Source organism: Haemophilus sp. SZY H8 (assembly GCF_018829755.1).
GTDB classification, from domain to species: Bacteria; Pseudomonadota; Gammaproteobacteria; order Enterobacterales; family Pasteurellaceae; genus Haemophilus; species Haemophilus haemolyticus_K.
This window is the reverse complement of sequence record NZ_JAHKJY010000001.1, coordinates 548,157-562,466: the sequence shown is the minus strand read 5'-3', so window position 1 is coordinate 562,466 and position 14,310 is coordinate 548,157. Positions and strand designations below refer to the sequence as shown.

The 14,310-nt window shown below is 38.8% G+C and carries 15 protein-coding genes; 11 read left to right on the top strand and 4 right to left on the bottom strand.

Features of this window, described 5'->3' with window-relative positions; translation table 11 throughout:
- Positions 1-85: 85 nt before the first annotated feature.
- The 5 genes from yceD to fabG all read left to right on the top strand — a co-directional run bounded on the left by yceD (position 86) and on the right by fabG (position 4,220).
- Positions 86-610: a 23S rRNA accumulation protein YceD gene (gene yceD / locus KKW16_RS02665; protein ID WP_065264470.1), complete on the top strand. Its 525-nt coding sequence runs from the start codon at positions 86-88 to the stop codon at positions 608-610.
- 22 nt (positions 611-632) lie between these two features.
- Complete coding sequence (rpmF, locus tag KKW16_RS02660; RefSeq protein WP_005544470.1) at positions 633-803, top strand: 50S ribosomal protein L32; 171 nt, start codon at positions 633-635, stop codon at positions 801-803.
- 160 nt (positions 804-963) lie between these two features.
- Entirely contained in the window at positions 964-1,914 is a 951-nt protein-coding gene (locus KKW16_RS02655) for a beta-ketoacyl-ACP synthase III (protein WP_065264471.1), read from the top strand.
- A 626-nt stretch (positions 1,915-2,540) separates the two neighbouring features.
- Positions 2,541-3,479: an ACP S-malonyltransferase gene (fabD, locus tag KKW16_RS02650; RefSeq protein WP_215767889.1), complete on the top strand. Its 939-nt coding sequence runs from the start codon at positions 2,541-2,543 to the stop codon at positions 3,477-3,479.
- A gap of 12 nt (positions 3,480-3,491) precedes the next feature.
- Positions 3,492-4,220, top strand: a complete 729-nt coding sequence (gene fabG, locus KKW16_RS02645) for a 3-oxoacyl-ACP reductase FabG (RefSeq protein ID WP_140527294.1) — start codon at positions 3,492-3,494, stop codon at positions 4,218-4,220.
- Between the two features lie 236 nt (positions 4,221-4,456).
- Here the strand turns inward: fabG and tsaA are convergent, their stop codons facing one another.
- The gene (gene tsaA / locus KKW16_RS02640) at positions 4,457-5,176 is read right to left on the bottom strand and encodes a tRNA (N6-threonylcarbamoyladenosine(37)-N6)-methyltransferase TrmO (protein ID WP_215767888.1); all 720 of its coding nucleotides are present in this window, start codon (positions 5,174-5,176) and stop codon (positions 4,457-4,459) included.
- Positions 5,177-5,237: 61 nt separating this feature from the next.
- Here tsaA and menA point away from each other — a divergent pair, with 61 nt between their 5' ends.
- The 3 genes from menA to KKW16_RS02625 all read left to right on the top strand — a co-directional run bounded on the left by menA (position 5,238) and on the right by KKW16_RS02625 (position 8,238).
- On the top strand, positions 5,238-6,149 hold the full coding sequence (menA, locus tag KKW16_RS02635) for a 1,4-dihydroxy-2-naphthoate octaprenyltransferase (RefSeq protein WP_215767887.1): 912 nt from the start codon (positions 5,238-5,240) through the stop codon (positions 6,147-6,149).
- A 51-nt stretch (positions 6,150-6,200) separates the two neighbouring features.
- Positions 6,201-6,698: a ribonuclease E activity regulator RraA gene (gene rraA, locus KKW16_RS02630; RefSeq protein ID WP_106013483.1), complete on the top strand. Its 498-nt coding sequence runs from the start codon at positions 6,201-6,203 to the stop codon at positions 6,696-6,698.
- Positions 6,699-6,852: 154 nt separating this feature from the next.
- Positions 6,853-8,238 (top strand): DASS family sodium-coupled anion symporter, encoded by a 1,386-nt coding sequence (locus tag KKW16_RS02625; protein ID WP_215767886.1) that lies wholly within the window; start codon positions 6,853-6,855, stop codon positions 8,236-8,238.
- Positions 8,239-8,294: 56 nt separating this feature from the next.
- Here the strand turns inward: KKW16_RS02625 and pgeF are convergent, their stop codons facing one another.
- Both pgeF and rluD read right to left on the bottom strand, forming a co-directional pair.
- On the bottom strand, positions 8,295-9,029 hold the full coding sequence (gene pgeF / locus KKW16_RS02620) for a peptidoglycan editing factor PgeF (RefSeq protein WP_215767885.1): 735 nt from the start codon (positions 9,027-9,029) through the stop codon (positions 8,295-8,297).
- Between the two features lie 3 nt (positions 9,030-9,032).
- Positions 9,033-10,007 (bottom strand): 23S rRNA pseudouridine(1911/1915/1917) synthase RluD, encoded by a 975-nt coding sequence (gene rluD / locus KKW16_RS02615; protein ID WP_215767884.1) that lies wholly within the window; start codon positions 10,005-10,007, stop codon positions 9,033-9,035.
- Positions 10,008-10,116: 109 nt separating this feature from the next.
- Here rluD and KKW16_RS02610 point away from each other — a divergent pair, with 109 nt between their 5' ends.
- On the top strand, positions 10,117-10,902 hold the full coding sequence (locus tag KKW16_RS02610; protein ID WP_215767883.1) for an outer membrane protein assembly factor BamD: 786 nt from the start codon (positions 10,117-10,119) through the stop codon (positions 10,900-10,902).
- Between the two features lie 48 nt (positions 10,903-10,950).
- On the opposite strand, the gene smpB is transcribed toward KKW16_RS02610, so the two are convergent.
- Positions 10,951-11,433 (bottom strand): SsrA-binding protein SmpB, encoded by a 483-nt coding sequence (gene smpB, locus KKW16_RS02605; protein WP_048954216.1) that lies wholly within the window; start codon positions 11,431-11,433, stop codon positions 10,951-10,953.
- Between the two features lie 275 nt (positions 11,434-11,708).
- Between smpB and queA the strand changes: the two genes are divergently transcribed.
- Together queA and tgt are read left to right on the top strand one after the other, a co-directional pair.
- Positions 11,709-12,800 (top strand): tRNA preQ1(34) S-adenosylmethionine ribosyltransferase-isomerase QueA, encoded by a 1,092-nt coding sequence (gene queA, locus KKW16_RS02600; protein ID WP_048954215.1) that lies wholly within the window; start codon positions 11,709-11,711, stop codon positions 12,798-12,800.
- A 334-nt stretch (positions 12,801-13,134) separates the two neighbouring features.
- A complete protein-coding gene (tgt, locus tag KKW16_RS02595) occupies positions 13,135-14,283 on the top strand; it encodes a tRNA guanosine(34) transglycosylase Tgt (RefSeq protein WP_005695471.1) in 1,149 nt (382 codons plus the stop codon).
- Positions 14,284-14,310: the final 27 nt, after the last annotated feature.

The following is a 14,310-nucleotide window of genomic DNA, read 5'->3' as shown; positions in this document are numbered from 1 at the left end:
GTGGGGGGAAATTACGAGTTTTATTACATAAAAAACGTGATTTCCCTTTGACTATCTTCGCAACAACGGGTAATATTCACGCCCTATGCAAAAGGTAAAACTACCCCTAACCGTTGATCCGGTAAAAGATGCTCAGAGACGGCTTGATTATGTTGGCTATTATGCCGCTAATCAGCTTGAGCGTTTGGCAGAATCAGTGGTAAACGTGCTCAGCGATGCACAGGTAACATTATCGTTTTATATTGATCCACAAAAATTAGTGGTGATGAAAGGTAAAGTACAAGTTGATGTCGAATTAGAATGTCAGCGTTGTAACGAACCTTACAAACAAACATTGGAATGTGAGTTTACTTATAGTCCAGTGGCTAATTGGGATCAAGCTGATGTATTGCCGGAAATTTATGAGCCAATCGAGTTCAATGAGTTTGGCGAAATAGATTTAATTGGCACGGTGGAAGATGAGCTAATTTTAGCTTTACCGCTTGTACCAATGCATTTATCTGAACACTGTGAAGTGTCCGCGCAGGAACAGGTTTTTGGCGAATTGCCTGATGAGTTGGCAAAAAAACCGAACCCGTTCGCTGTATTAGCTAATTTAAAGCAAAAGTAAATTAAATTTAGGAGTATGGCCAATGGCTGTTCAACAAAATAAAAAATCTCGTTCACGTCGTGACATGCGTCGTTCACACGATGCGTTAACTACTGCTGCAGTATCAGTGGATAAAGCAAGCGGTGAAACTCACTTACGCCACCACGTAACTGCAGACGGTTACTACCGTGGTCGTAAAGTGATCAATAAGTAATTTTTACTTATAGGTATTCACTTGACTCGTCTAACCTTGGCGTTAGATGTGATGGGCGGGGACATTGGTCCCCGTATTACTATCTCTACATTTCTTTTAACATCGGAAAATAATCCGGTGTCTCGATTTTTCCCTTTTTTAATCGCTTATCTTATTGAGTATGAATAGCAGAATTTTATCTACTGGTAGTTATTTACCAAGCTACATCCGCACAAATGCGGAATTGGAAAAAATGGTTGATACATCAGATGAATGGATTGTCACTCGTTCCGGTATTCGTGAACGTCGTATCGCGGCGGCAGATGAAACTGTTGCAACAATGGGTTTTGAAGCGGCAAAAAATGCGATCGAGGCTGCTCAAATTAATCCTCAAGATATTGAACTGATTATTGTTGCCACTACAAGTCACTCACATGCTTATCCAAGTGCAGCGTGCCAAGTACAAGGGTTATTAAATATTGATGATGCGATTTCTTTTGATTTGGCAGCAGCTTGTACAGGCTTTGTCTATGCATTGAGCGTGGCAGATCAATTTATTCGTGCCGGCAAGGTGAAAAAAGCCTTAGTGATAGGCTCAGATCTCAATTCTCGTAAATTAGATGAAACTGATCGCAGCACTGTTGTTCTATTTGGTGATGGTGCGGGAGCGGTCATTCTTGAAGCGAGTGAGCAAGAAGGGATTATTTCTACTCATTTGCATGCTTCAGCAGATAAAAATAATGCCCTTGTTTTAGCTCAGCCAGAACGTGGTATAGAAAAATCTGGATATATCGAGATGCAAGGTAACGAAACGTTCAAGTTGGCAGTTCGTGAACTTTCAAATGTGGTGGAAGAAACACTTTTAGCAAATAATTTAGATAAAAAAGATTTAGACTGGCTTGTGCCACACCAAGCAAATTTACGTATTATCACCGCGACAGCTAAAAAATTAGAAATGGATATGTCGCAAGTGGTGGTAACGTTAGATAAATATGCTAACAACAGTGCGGCAACTGTGCCTGTTGCTTTAGATGAGGCTGTTCGAGATGGCCGTATTCAACGTGGGCAGTTATTATTATTAGAAGCCTTTGGCGGTGGTTGGACTTGGGGTTCAGCATTAGTACGCTTCTAATTAATTTGTTAGAATAGGTAAGTAATTTAAAAAGTGCGGTTAATTTTGACCGCACTTTTAGTATTTTGTTGTCAGGTTTCGCCTGATGGCGACCTACTTTCTTTTACACGTGTAAAAGAAAGTAGGCAAAGAAAACACGTCCCAGTTAAATCGCTGTTCTTTGCTTTGTTTCAATTTTCTAAACGGCAATTTGCTGAACTCGCTACGCTCAAACAGACGCAAATTGCCTAAAAATTGAAAGTCGCAAAGGCGATTTATATGGGGCCCCGAATTTATCGGAGCATTATTTAAAAAGTGCGGTTAATTTTGAATTCATTTTAAGAACAAAAAATATTTTGAGTTTTGATCGCACTTTAAATAGGAGAAAGAACAAATTGGGTTCCCTTCTTTTCTACCTTTGTGGAATTGAATTTGTAGGAAATTTTCGTCTGTTTGAGCGTAGCGAGTTCAGAAAATTTCCGTTAAGCAAATTCAATGGAACAAAGGAAATAAGGAAAAGCAGGGGCGCTTTTCTTTTTGCTTACTTTTTCTTTGGCGAGCAAAGAAAAAGTAAGTCGCCATCGGCGAAACCCGATTTTAATTACCGAAGAAGAATTCTTAATTAAAAAACAATAGGACAAAACATAATGAAAAAATTCGCAATGGTCTTCCCAGGCCAAGGCTCCCAAACTGTCGGTATGCTTGCTGATCTTGCAACTGAATATTCAATCGTTACTGAAACATTTAAACAAGCATCTGATGCACTTGGTTATGATTTATGGCATCTTGTTCAACAAGGCCCAGCTGAAGAACTTAATAAAACATGGCAAACTCAGCCCGCACTTTTGGCAGCGTCAGTCGCTATTTATCGCGTATGGCAAGAAAAATTTCCTCAATTAAAACCAGAAGTAATGGCAGGCCATAGCTTAGGTGAGTATTCTGCCTTGGTTTGTGCTGGTGTGTTGGATTTCCAAGATGCGATTAAATTAGTGGAATTGCGCGGAAAATTAATGCAACAGGCTGTGCCTGAAGGCACTGGCGCAATGTATGCGATCATTGGTTTGGATAATGAAGCGATTATTAATGCTTGTAAACAAGCAGAGGAAGGAGAAGTCGTATCTGCTGTGAACTTTAACTCACCAGGCCAAGTCGTTATCGCTGGCGCGAAAGCTGCAGTTGAGCGCGCGGCTGCATTATGTAAAGAAGCAGGCGCAAAACGTGCATTGCCATTAGCAGTGAGCGTACCTTCTCACTGTGCCTTGATGAAACCAGCAGCGGAGCAATTAGCGGTAACACTTGAGAATATTCAAATTAATACACCAACAACATCGGTATTAAATAACGTTGATGTGAAAGCTGACACTGAAGGTGCAGAAATTCGTACCGCACTTGTTCGTCAGTTATATAGCCCAGTTCGTTGGACTGAAACAGTTGAAAAAATGGCGAAAGATGGCGTTCAAGCACTTGTTGAAGTGGGACCTGGTAAAGTATTAAATGGTTTAACCAAACGCATTGTGGGTGATTTACAAGCAATATCTGTAAATGATGTTGCATCATTCAATGTTGTAGAAGAATTTTTAGCGTAAAAGGAAGAAAAAATGCAAGGTAAAATTGCTTTAGTGACAGGGGCTACTCGTGGTATCGGTCGTGCGATTGCAGAAGAACTTAGCTCAAAAGGTGCATTTGTAATTGGTACCGCAACATCTGAAAAAGGTGCAGAGGCGATTTCTGCATATTTAGGGGATAAAGGTAAAGGTTTAGTTTTAAACGTAACTGATAAAGAATCTATTGAAACTTTACTTGAGCAAATTAAAAATGATTTTGGCGATATTGATATTCTAGTGAATAACGCAGGTATTACTCGCGATAATTTATTGATGCGAATGAAAGATGATGAGTGGTTTGATATTATGCAAACTAACTTAACTTCGGTGTATCATCTTTCTAAAGCTATGTTACGTTCAATGATGAAAAAACGTTTTGGTCGCATCATCAATATTGGTTCAGTGGTTGGTTCAATGGGTAATCCAGGACAAGCCAACTATTGTGCGGCAAAAGCGGGTGTGATTGGTTTTTCTAAATCTTTAGCAAAAGAAGTGGCTGCACGTGGTATTACTGTAAATGTGGTTGCACCAGGTTTTATTGCAACGGATATGACAGAAGTGCTTACTGATGAACAAAAAGCAGGTATTTTATCTAATGTTCCAGCAGGTCGTTTAGGTGAAGCCAAAGATATCGCTAAAGCCGTGGCTTTCTTAGCTTCTGATGATGCGGCTTACATTACAGGTACAACGTTGCATGTAAATGGCGGATTGTATCTCAGTTAATTTATTAACAGATTGGTAAGTATGCTAATTTAGGTATCATAAGTATGTAAGTGGATTCGTATAGCGTGTCCCTTTTATGAAATAATTAAAACTCATGATAAAAATACCGCACTTGGCGGTGTTTTTTACTTGAGTCAATATGACTGGTTCACATAACAAATAGCTTACAAAGAAGTTAGTATATCTATTTTTTAAGAGAATGTGGATAAAATATCATCATATTCAATGATTGAAATCTATCCACAAAATTCAATGTTAATCACTTCTACGCAATCTATTGTTCCAGCTTTGAGTTTCCATTTGATATTAAATTCGTACAAACTCATACCATAAATACGATCACTCGGTTTATCTTGTTGATAGGCTGGGCGAGGATCTTGCTCTAGCACTTGGCGAATAAAACGACTTAAGTGCGGTCGTTTTTCTTCTCGTTTTTTTACCGCACTTTTGGCTTGCTCAGTAAATTCAACAGTTAGTTTTGCTAGTGGTTTTTCTTGGGCAAAGCTCGATTGCGCATTTGGCTCACTATCTGCATAGGCAATATAGGGTTTGATATCGAAAATCGGCGTGCCATCCACTAAATCCACCGCACCTAAATGGAGAAAAACGTTACCGTTGATGCATTCTACTTGACGTAATTCGACTTTGGATAAACCAAGAGGATTTGGGCGGTGTGTTGCGCGTGAAGCAAACACGCCAACTCGTTGATTACCGCCTAACCGTGGAGGGCGTACGGTGGGTTGCCATTTTCCTTGTTGGATTTGGTCGAACTGAAAAATTAACCAAAGGTGACTGAATTGTTCCAATCCTCGTACGGCTTCAGGCGAATTATAAGGCGGTAAGAGTTCTACAATTCCTACACCGTCTTCAACTAAATTAGGTTGACGTGGTACGGAGAATTTTTCTTTATAAGGTGTGTGGATAATGGCGATAGGCGATAAGGTTAAATCATTCATAAATTGGGTGTCTTAGTGTAGAATACGCGGCCTATTGTAATCAAAAGTGCGGTCAAAAAAAATGAGAAATGAAAAATTGAAAATGTGGTGGGAAACGGCTCGACCAAAAACTTTGCCCTTAGCGTTGGCATCGATTTTCACTGGTTCGGCATTAGGTTATTGGGCGAATCCACAAGGTTTTAATGGGCTTGTAATGGCACTTTGTTTACTCACGACAATTTTATTACAGGTGCTTTCTAATTTTGCCAATGATTATGGGGATCATCAAAAAGGTTCAGATACTGAAGAACGTATTGGGCCATTACGTGGCATTCAAAAAGGCGCAATTTCAGCAAAAGAACTGAAATGGGGATTAATTCTAATGGTGGTGGCCAGTTTTCTTTCAGGAAGTTTCTTGATTGGTATCGCTTATGAAAACCTCTCGGATTTATTAGCTTTCGCTGGGCTTGGCATTTTAGCTATTGTTGCGGCCATTACTTACACGGTTGGGGCAAAACCTTATGGCTATATGGGATTGGGCGATATTTCTGTATTAGTTTTTTTTGGTTTGCTTGGTGTTGGCGGCACTTATTATTTGCAAACTCACAGTATTGATAGTCACATAATTTTACCTGCTATTGGCTCCGGCTTATTGGCAAGTGCGGTATTAAATATTAATAATTTACGCGATATTGAACAGGATGCGAAAGCTGGCAAAAATACCCTAGCCGTTCGTTTAGGTGCATATAAGGGGCGAGTTTACCACTGTATTTTATTAAGTGTGGCGGCCCTATGTTATTTAGCATTTGCGGCGGCAACAGCCATTTCTTGGACTAATTATTTATTTGTATTGGCAATGCCGTTGTTAGCTAAACATGCGATCTTTGTTTATCGCAGTCAGCAGCCAAGTGAATTGCGTCCAATGTTGGCTCAAATGTCTATGATTTCGTTATTAATCAATATCTTGTTTAGTTTAGGCTTGCTTATCGGCTAAATCGGCATATACTAAAGCAAACAAAATTTCAACAATCGATAGGGGAAAGTTATGTTTATTGATACTTCAGAACTTTGCGATCTTTATGCAGAACAAGTGGATGTAGTGGAGCCAATTTTTTCAAGCTTTGGTGGCGTAAGTAATTTTTACGGTAAAGTCACTACGGTAAAATGCTTTGAAAGTAATGGATTAATTGCTGAAGTATTAGAAGAAAACGGCGAAGGTCGAGTGCTTGTCATTGATGGCGGTGGTGCAGTACGTCGTGGTTTGATTGATGCAGAATTGGCTCAACTTGCCGTTGATAATGGCTGGGAAGGCATTATTGTATATGGTGCAGTACGCCAAATTCAGCAATTAGAAAACCTTGATATTGGTATTCATGCCCTTGCGCCAATTCCAGTCAGTGCAGATGAAAGCAGTGCCGGTGAGAGCGATATTCCGGTGAACTTTGGTGGCGTAACCTTTTTCCCAGAAGATTATATTTACGCAGATCTGACAGGAATTATACTTTCGCAAGAGCCCTTAGATTTAGATGATTCGGACGAATAATACGAAAGAGCAAAAGTGCGGTGAAAAATAACCGCACTTTTTTTATCGAAATTTATTGCACTAGATCACATTTCTGAAAATTGAGCATTGCAACTTATTAACATTCATTTAACATTGTAGTCCGTTCGAGTTAGAACACTAACGGAGGAACTTTATGACTGAGATGAAATCTTTCAAAAATCACAAAAATGGCATTATTTTTATTTTAGATATAGTGCTGTTTTTTGTGTTATTAAAAGTGCTGCCTTATGAGCCAAAGGCTAGTGCTGGTTTAGCGTTATTGGCTTTTGTCGCAGTGCTTTGGTTAACTGAGGCATTACATGTTACGGTTACCGCATTATTGGTGCCATTATTGGCGATTGCGCTAGATTTAGTGAGCACCAAACAAGCTTTAGTGGCTTTTGCTGATCCTACAATCTTTTTATTCTTTGGTGGCTTTTCTTTGGCTACAGCCTTACATATTCAAAAACTTGATAAAATGATTGCTAATAAGATTATGGCGTTAGCGCGCGGTAATTTATTTATTGCCATTATTTATCTCTTTTTGATTACAGCCTTCCTTTCTATGTGGATGAGTAACACAGCAACTGCAGCGATGATGTTACCCCTCGCAATGGGGATTTTAAGCCAACTTGATCGTGAGAAAGAACATAATACTTATGTGTTTGTGTTGTTAGGGATTGCTTATAGTGCATCAATTGGTGGTATGGGAACCCTTGTGGGCAGTCCACCGAATGCGATAGTAGCAAGTAACTTGCATTTAACTTTTGCAGATTGGTTATGGTACGGTTTACCAATAATGATCATTTTACTACCACTGATGATTGGTACGCTTTACATTATTTTTAAGCCAAAACTTCATATTAATTTTGAGCAATCGTTTGAAAGCATTGAAATGAATTCAGTGCGTGTATTAACACTTGTTATTTTTGTTGTAATTGCTTTAACTTGGGTATTTAGTGGGCAAATTAATCCTCTGATTTCGGGCTTACTTGGTTTGCAGAAAAATATAGCGAGCTTTGATAGTGTTGTCGCTTTATTAGCGGCTATTGTGATTTGTTCTACGGGCATTGCAAGCTGGAAACAAATTCAAGAAAGTACCGATTGGGGCGTATTAATGCTTTTCGGTGGTGGATTAACATTAAGTGCAGTATTGAAGGATTCTGGAGCAAGTAAAATTTTAGCAGATAGCATTGTCTTTATGATTGAAGGACAACATTTCTATCTTATTGGCTTGTTAGTTGCTACATTCATTATTTTCTTAACTGAATTTACCTCTAACACAGCAAGTGCGGCACTGCTGGTCCCAATCTTTATTTCTATCGCCCAATCATTGGGTATGCCAGAAATTGGTTTAGCATTAATTATTGGTCTTGGTGCATCTTGTGCCTTCATGCTACCAGTTGCAACGCCACCAAATGCTATTGTATTTGGTTCTGGTCAAGTGAAACAAAGTGAAATGGTAAAAGCTGGCTTTGTTCTAAATCTAGTATGTATTCTTGTAATTTCAACAATGGGATATTTATTCTGGTTGAATTAATAGCTAAGCTTAGAATTTTAAAAAAAGAAAAGCATGAATAGATGCTTTTCTTTTTTTTATTCAAACCAAATAACACTTGCCATTCGTCCTGTTTGATGATCTCGGCGATAAGAAAAGAAATATTCTTTTTCGTTAAAGGTACAATGTTCTCCACCGTAAATTTGAGTAATACCTAGGTTGTTTAATCGTTGTGTAGCGATTTGGTAAAGATTACCAAGGAATTTTTCTTTTTCTCTCCTATCTGGTTGAAATGCCAGTTTCGCTTTTTGATCTATGGCGATAAATTGCTCTACAACATCGTTTCCTACTTGGAATGCTGTTGGACCGATAGCCGGTCCAAACCATGCCATGATCTCTTCAGGTTTGGCTTGAAAATATTTTATTGTTTCTTCTAATATGCCATCGCATAAGCCTCGCCATCCTGCATGAGTTGCAGCTACTTCATTTCCGGATTTTGTTGTAAATAATACGGGCAAGCAATCTGCTGTCATGATAGTGCAGACTTGATTGGGTTCATTGGTATAAACGGCATCAGCTTCTAAATTATCGTCCAAATAAGGGAGTTGAATAACGCGTGTACTGTGAGTTTGAGTGAGAAATAAAGGCTCTTGAGGTAAGCTAAATTTTTCTACGAGTAAAGCGCGGTTAGTTTTGACCGCACTTTTATTATCGCCGACATGATCACCAAGGTTAAAATCATTAAAAGGTGCAGTACTAACACCGCCTTCACGTGTCGTAGTAAAGGCGTGAATAGTATCGGCAACAGGCCAGTTAGGTTGTATGATCCGCATTAATTAATAGTCCAATTCATTTTGGTGTTCTAGATAATCTGTTTTTAGTGCGTTGAGCAGTTTCACAAAATCATCTGGTAAAGGCGCATACCATTCCATCATTTCCCCTGTAATTGGATGTGTGAGGCGTAACATGACGGCATGTAGAGCCTGACGTTTGAAATCACGTAAAACAGACATAAATGCTTCACTAGAATTTTTAGGTGGGCGAGGGCGTCCACCATAAGTTTGATCACCTAATAATGGGTGGGCTATATGTGCCATATGTACACGAATTTGGTGGGTTCGACCTGTTTCTAGCCGCAAGCGTAAGCGAGTGTAATTACGGAAATTTTCCATAATACGATAATGGGTAACGGCAGGTTTTCCCATTGGGTGAACAGCCATTAATGTACGTTTGGTTGCATGGCGAGCCATTGGTTGATCTACAGTACCGCCTTTAGTCATTATGCCTGATGCGACCGCCTCATATTCGCGTGTGATTTTTCGTTTTTGTAGATCTCGTACAAGTTTGGTTTGTGCGGGGATCGTTTTAGCTACGACCATTAATCCTGTTGTGTCTTTATCTAGGCGGTGGACAATCCCTGCACGAGGCACTTCTGCGATTGGTGGATAATGATAGAGTAGCGCATTGAGCACAGTTCCATTCGGATTCCCCGCGCCTGGATGAACAACAAGATCTTTGGGTTTATTTATAACTATAATATCATCATCTTCATAAACAATATTCAAGGGGATATTTTCAGGTTCAAAACGTGTTTCATCTTCTATATCAACGGTAATTGCTACGTGTTCTCCCCCCAGCACTTTTTCTCGAGGAATATTGACAATTTGATTGTTAAGTTTAACGAGATCTGCTTCAATCCAAGTTTTTAATCTGGATCGAGAGTACTCAGGGAACAATTCTGCAAGCGTTTGGTCTAAGCGTTGTCCTATTTGTTCTGACTGTATTTCAGCTGAAAGGGTTATTAATGGCATAAAAGGCTCTCAAAGTTTTTTTAAAAGTTGGCTTATTGATTAATGTTCTATACAATAGCTAGCAATTGTATCTTATTTATCGGTTTTCGTAAAAATTAAGGAAAAAACAATGCGTAAAATTAAATCTTTAGCTTTATTGGCAATGGCAGCATTGGTAGTTGGGTGTTCAGGCTCAAAAGATGTTGAACAAGCATCGGTGAGTGAACTTTATACGAAAGGTTCAAACGCGTTGCAAGAAGGTGGATATTCAGAAGCTATTCGCTACTTAAAAGCTGCAAATGAGCGCTTCCCCGGCAGCATCTATCAAGAACAAGCAATGATTGATTTGATTTACGCAAATTATAAGTCACAAAACTATACGGATATTGAGACGTTGGGAAATGATTTTATTCGTATGTTCCCTCAAAGCCAAAACCAACCTTACGTGATTTATATGACAGGTCTTGCATATTCAGCTATGAGCGATAATTTTATTCAAGATTTTTTTGGAATCGATCGCGCAACTCGTGAAACGGTTTCTATGCGTAATGCATTTAATTATTTCCAAGGTTTAGTTACGCATTTCCCAAATAGTCCTTATACACAAGATGCGCTTGCTCGTATGGCTTATATTAAAGCGGCCCTTGCTCGCCATGAGCTAGATATTGCGAAGTTTTATGCTAAGCGAGATGCTTGGGTAGCTGTGTCAAATCGTGTTGTTGGTATGTTAAAACAATATCCCGATGCGCAAGCAACCTATGAAGGTTTATTCCTAATGAAAGAAGCCTACAATAAAATGGGACTAACTACATTAGAAAATCAAACTCAACAAATTATTGATGCGAATAAAGGTAAATCTTTTGAAGCGGTAGAAAAGCCGAAAGAACCTGAATTAACCTTGCCTAAAGTAAAATAAACAACGCCATAAAGCCCGAATCATTTCGGGCTTTATGCTTTTTTCATATCATCCACGATGTGCATTTTTCATAATGCGATCTTTTGTAACTTTCCACTCACGCTCTTTAATATCATCGCGTTTGTCGTGTTGTTTTTTCCCTTTTGCTAAGCCAATTTTAACTTTTGCCCAAGCACTTTTCCAATAAAGAGATAGCGCCACAATAGTGAATCCGTCACGATTAGCTTTACCAAATAGTGAGGCAAGTTCTCGCTTATTGAGTAATAATTTACGTGTTCGTGTAGGATCGCAAACAATGTGAGTTGAGGCAACATTTAGAGGTTGGATGCTGGCACCAAATAAAAAAGCTTCTCCATTTTTGAAAATTACATAGCTATCACTAATATTGGCTTTGCCTGCACGCATTGATTTTACTTCCCAGCCTTGTAGTTCAAGGCCTGCTTCAATCTCATCTTCAATAAAATAATCGTGTCTTGCTCGTTTATTCAACGCAATATTATTTGATCCGGGTTTTATTTTTTTCTTTGTCATTGTCTTTCACCTTATCTTGATTTCGGCATTCTATAGGATATCTTTTTTGATAGCAAAAAGATCGTGTAGGTATAGTTTATTAACATTTTGAATGCTCATTGATGGCTAATGTAAGGCTATCATAAGATATTTAGCTATTATCTCTCGAAAGAAACAAATCTTAAATTAACAGCTATACAATGAGGGGGATAAAATTCTCTTAATTTGATTTTTTCTTGAGTTCATATTGAATTCAAACTAGACTTAACCATCATTTTATTTTATCCATATTGATTATGCGTGTTTCAGATTTTAATTTCGATTTACCTGATGAACTTATTGCTCGTTATCCAAAAGAGGACAGAGCATCTTGCCGTTTATTACATTTGAATGGGGAAAATGGCGCGGTAATTGATCGCACTTTTTCAGATGTATTGGATTTAATTAATGAAGGCGATTTATTGATTTTCAATAATACTCGCGTCATTCCTGCAAGAATGTTTGGGCGTAAAGCCAGCGGTGGAAAAATTGAAGTTTTAGTTGAACGCATGCTAGATGAGCATCGTTTCTTAGCGCATATTCGTTCATCAAAATCACCAAAAGAAGGAACTGAATTATTTTTAGGTGAAGATAAATTAGGCGAAAATCATGGAATTAGAGCGGTAATGACAGTGCGTCATGGCGCATTATTTGAAGTGGAATTAAGTGATAAATCAACCGCTCTTTTAGATGTGTTGCAATCCATTGGACATATGCCATTGCCGCCTTATATCGACCGTCCAGATGAAGAAGCTGATCAAGAATGTTATCAAACCGTTTATAGTAAAGTACCGGGTGCGGTAGCAGCACCAACAGCAGGCTTACATTTTGATGAGCCCTTACTTGAAAAACTTAAAGCGAAAGGCGTGAATTTTGAATTTGTTACATTGCATGTGGGCGCAGGAACATTCCAGCCAGTTCGTGTCGAAAATATTGAAGATCATGTGATGCATACAGAATACGTAGAAGTTTCCCAAGAAGTTTGCAATGCAATTATTGCAACAAAAAAAGTGGGTAAACGTGTGATTGCAGTAGGAACCACTTCTGTTCGTTCTATTGAAAGTGCGGCACTTTCTGCAGAAGAATTTGGCAATCTAGATTTAATTGAGCCTTATTTTTCTGATACCTCTATTTTTATTTATCCTGGTAAAAAATTCCGAGTGGTAGATTGTTTAATTACTAATTTCCACTTACCTGAAAGCACATTGATAATGTTAGTTTCAGCTTTTGCTGGTTATAAAAATACTATGAATGCGTATAAACATGCAGTGCAAGAAAAATATCGTTTCTTTAGTTATGGCGATGCGATGTTTATTAATAAAAATTCTAATGTGAGAGGATTGGAATAAGTTGTTTGACTTGTAATTAGTCAGCACCTACAATAAAGAGCGGTAACCATCCCTTGTCGGAGAATCTACCTAGCCAGCGCTACCTTTCAATAGTAGGCAAAGTAGAATAACAATGATTAGTTTAATAATGAGATTAATCATAGTTTTTATCCTCAATTTGATTACAAATGAAGGATCTACTCAAACAGCCCGTCAGGTGCATACTGGCGGACTGATTTTAACAGATCCGCCTCTGCTCAAAGAGCATTGGAAATATGATAGCACAAAGCCTGTATTTTTTAACAGGCTTTTTTGTTCACAAAAATCTTCGAACTGTTTATTCGTTGGAGCCAAAATGAAGTATGAATTAGATAAAACAAGCGGCAGTGCGCGTCGTGGTCGCTTGGTATTTGAACGTCCACAAGGCACGTTCAGCGTAGAAACCCCTGCATTTATGCCGGTGGGTACTTATGGTACGGTAAAAGGCATGACGCCAGAAGAAGTGCGTGCGACAGGTGCAGAAATTTTATTGGGTAACACCTTCCATTTATGGCTTCGTCCAGGTCAAGAAGTCATGCGTAAACACGGTGATTTACATGACTTTATGCAATGGCATCGCCCGATTTTAACTGACAGTGGCGGCTTCCAAGTATTTAGTTTAGGTAAATTACGTAAAATCACTGAAGAAGGCGTGAAATTCCAAAATCCAATTAACGGTGAGCGCATCTTCCTTTCGCCTGAAAAATCCATGGAAATTCAATATGATTTAGGTTCTGATATCGTGATGATTTTCGATGAATGTACGCCTTATCCAGCTACTTTCGATTATGCGAAAAAATCTATGGAAATGTCTCTTCGTTGGGCAAAACGTAGCCGCGATCGCTTTGATGAATTAGGCAATAAAAATGCGCTATTCGGTATTATCCAAGGCGGCGTATTTGAAGAATTACGTAAAGTCTCATTGGAAGGCTTAGTGAATATCGGCTTTGACGGTTATGCAGTGGGCGGTTTAGCGGTAGGCGAACCAAAAGAAGACATGCACCGTATCTTAGAATATATCTGCCCACAAATTCCCGCTGATAAACCACGTTATTTAATGGGCGTGGGGAAACCAGAAGATTTAGTGGAAGGCGTGCGTCGTGGTATTGATATGTTTGACTGCGTAATGCCAACTCGTAACGCACGTAACGGCCATTTATTTGTGACTGATGGTATTGTTAAAATCCGTAATGCAAAATATCGCGATGATACGAGCCCATTAGATCCTGAATGTGATTGCTACACCTGTAAAAACTATACGAAAGCTTATTTATATCACTTAGATAAGTGCGGTGAAATTTTAGGTGCACGCTTAAATACCATTCACAATTTACGCTATTATCAACGTTTAATGGCGGAAATTCGTCAAGCGATTGAAGATGATCGTTTTGATGATTTTGTGGTGGAATTCTATGCTCGCATGGGCAAACCTGTTCCACCATTACAATTAGCGGATAAATCATAATTGATGAAAGTGCGGTAGAAAAATGAA

Excerpts from the sequence above, each read along its gene's own strand:
- tgt (WP_005695471.1), top strand. The coding sequence starts at position 13,135 with ATGAAGTATGAATTAGATAAAACAAGCGGCAGTGCGCGTCGTGGTCGC.
- KKW16_RS02625 (WP_215767886.1), top strand. The coding sequence starts at position 6,853 with ATGACTGAGATGAAATCTTTCAAAAATCACAAAAATGGCATTATTTTT.
- fabD (WP_215767889.1), top strand. The coding sequence starts at position 2,541 with ATGAAAAAATTCGCAATGGTCTTCCCAGGCCAAGGCTCCCAAACTGTC.
- tsaA (WP_215767888.1), bottom strand. The coding sequence starts at position 5,176 with ATGAATGATTTAACCTTATCGCCTATCGCCATTATCCACACACCTTAT.
- rraA (WP_106013483.1), top strand. The coding sequence starts at position 6,201 with ATGTTTATTGATACTTCAGAACTTTGCGATCTTTATGCAGAACAAGTG.
- rluD (WP_215767884.1), bottom strand. The coding sequence starts at position 10,007 with ATGCCATTAATAACCCTTTCAGCTGAAATACAGTCAGAACAAATAGGA.
- menA (WP_215767887.1), top strand. The coding sequence starts at position 5,238 with ATGAGAAATGAAAAATTGAAAATGTGGTGGGAAACGGCTCGACCAAAA.
- smpB (WP_048954216.1), bottom strand. The coding sequence starts at position 11,433 with ATGACAAAGAAAAAAATAAAACCCGGATCAAATAATATTGCGTTGAAT.
- KKW16_RS02610 (WP_215767883.1), top strand. The coding sequence starts at position 10,117 with ATGCGTAAAATTAAATCTTTAGCTTTATTGGCAATGGCAGCATTGGTA.
- KKW16_RS02655 (WP_065264471.1), top strand. The coding sequence starts at position 964 with ATGAATAGCAGAATTTTATCTACTGGTAGTTATTTACCAAGCTACATC.
- queA (WP_048954215.1), top strand. The coding sequence starts at position 11,709 with ATGCGTGTTTCAGATTTTAATTTCGATTTACCTGATGAACTTATTGCT.
- pgeF (WP_215767885.1), bottom strand. The coding sequence starts at position 9,029 with ATGCGGATCATACAACCTAACTGGCCTGTTGCCGATACTATTCACGCC.
- fabG (WP_140527294.1), top strand. The coding sequence starts at position 3,492 with ATGCAAGGTAAAATTGCTTTAGTGACAGGGGCTACTCGTGGTATCGGT.
- yceD (WP_065264470.1), top strand. The coding sequence starts at position 86 with ATGCAAAAGGTAAAACTACCCCTAACCGTTGATCCGGTAAAAGATGCT.
- rpmF (WP_005544470.1), top strand. The coding sequence starts at position 633 with ATGGCTGTTCAACAAAATAAAAAATCTCGTTCACGTCGTGACATGCGT.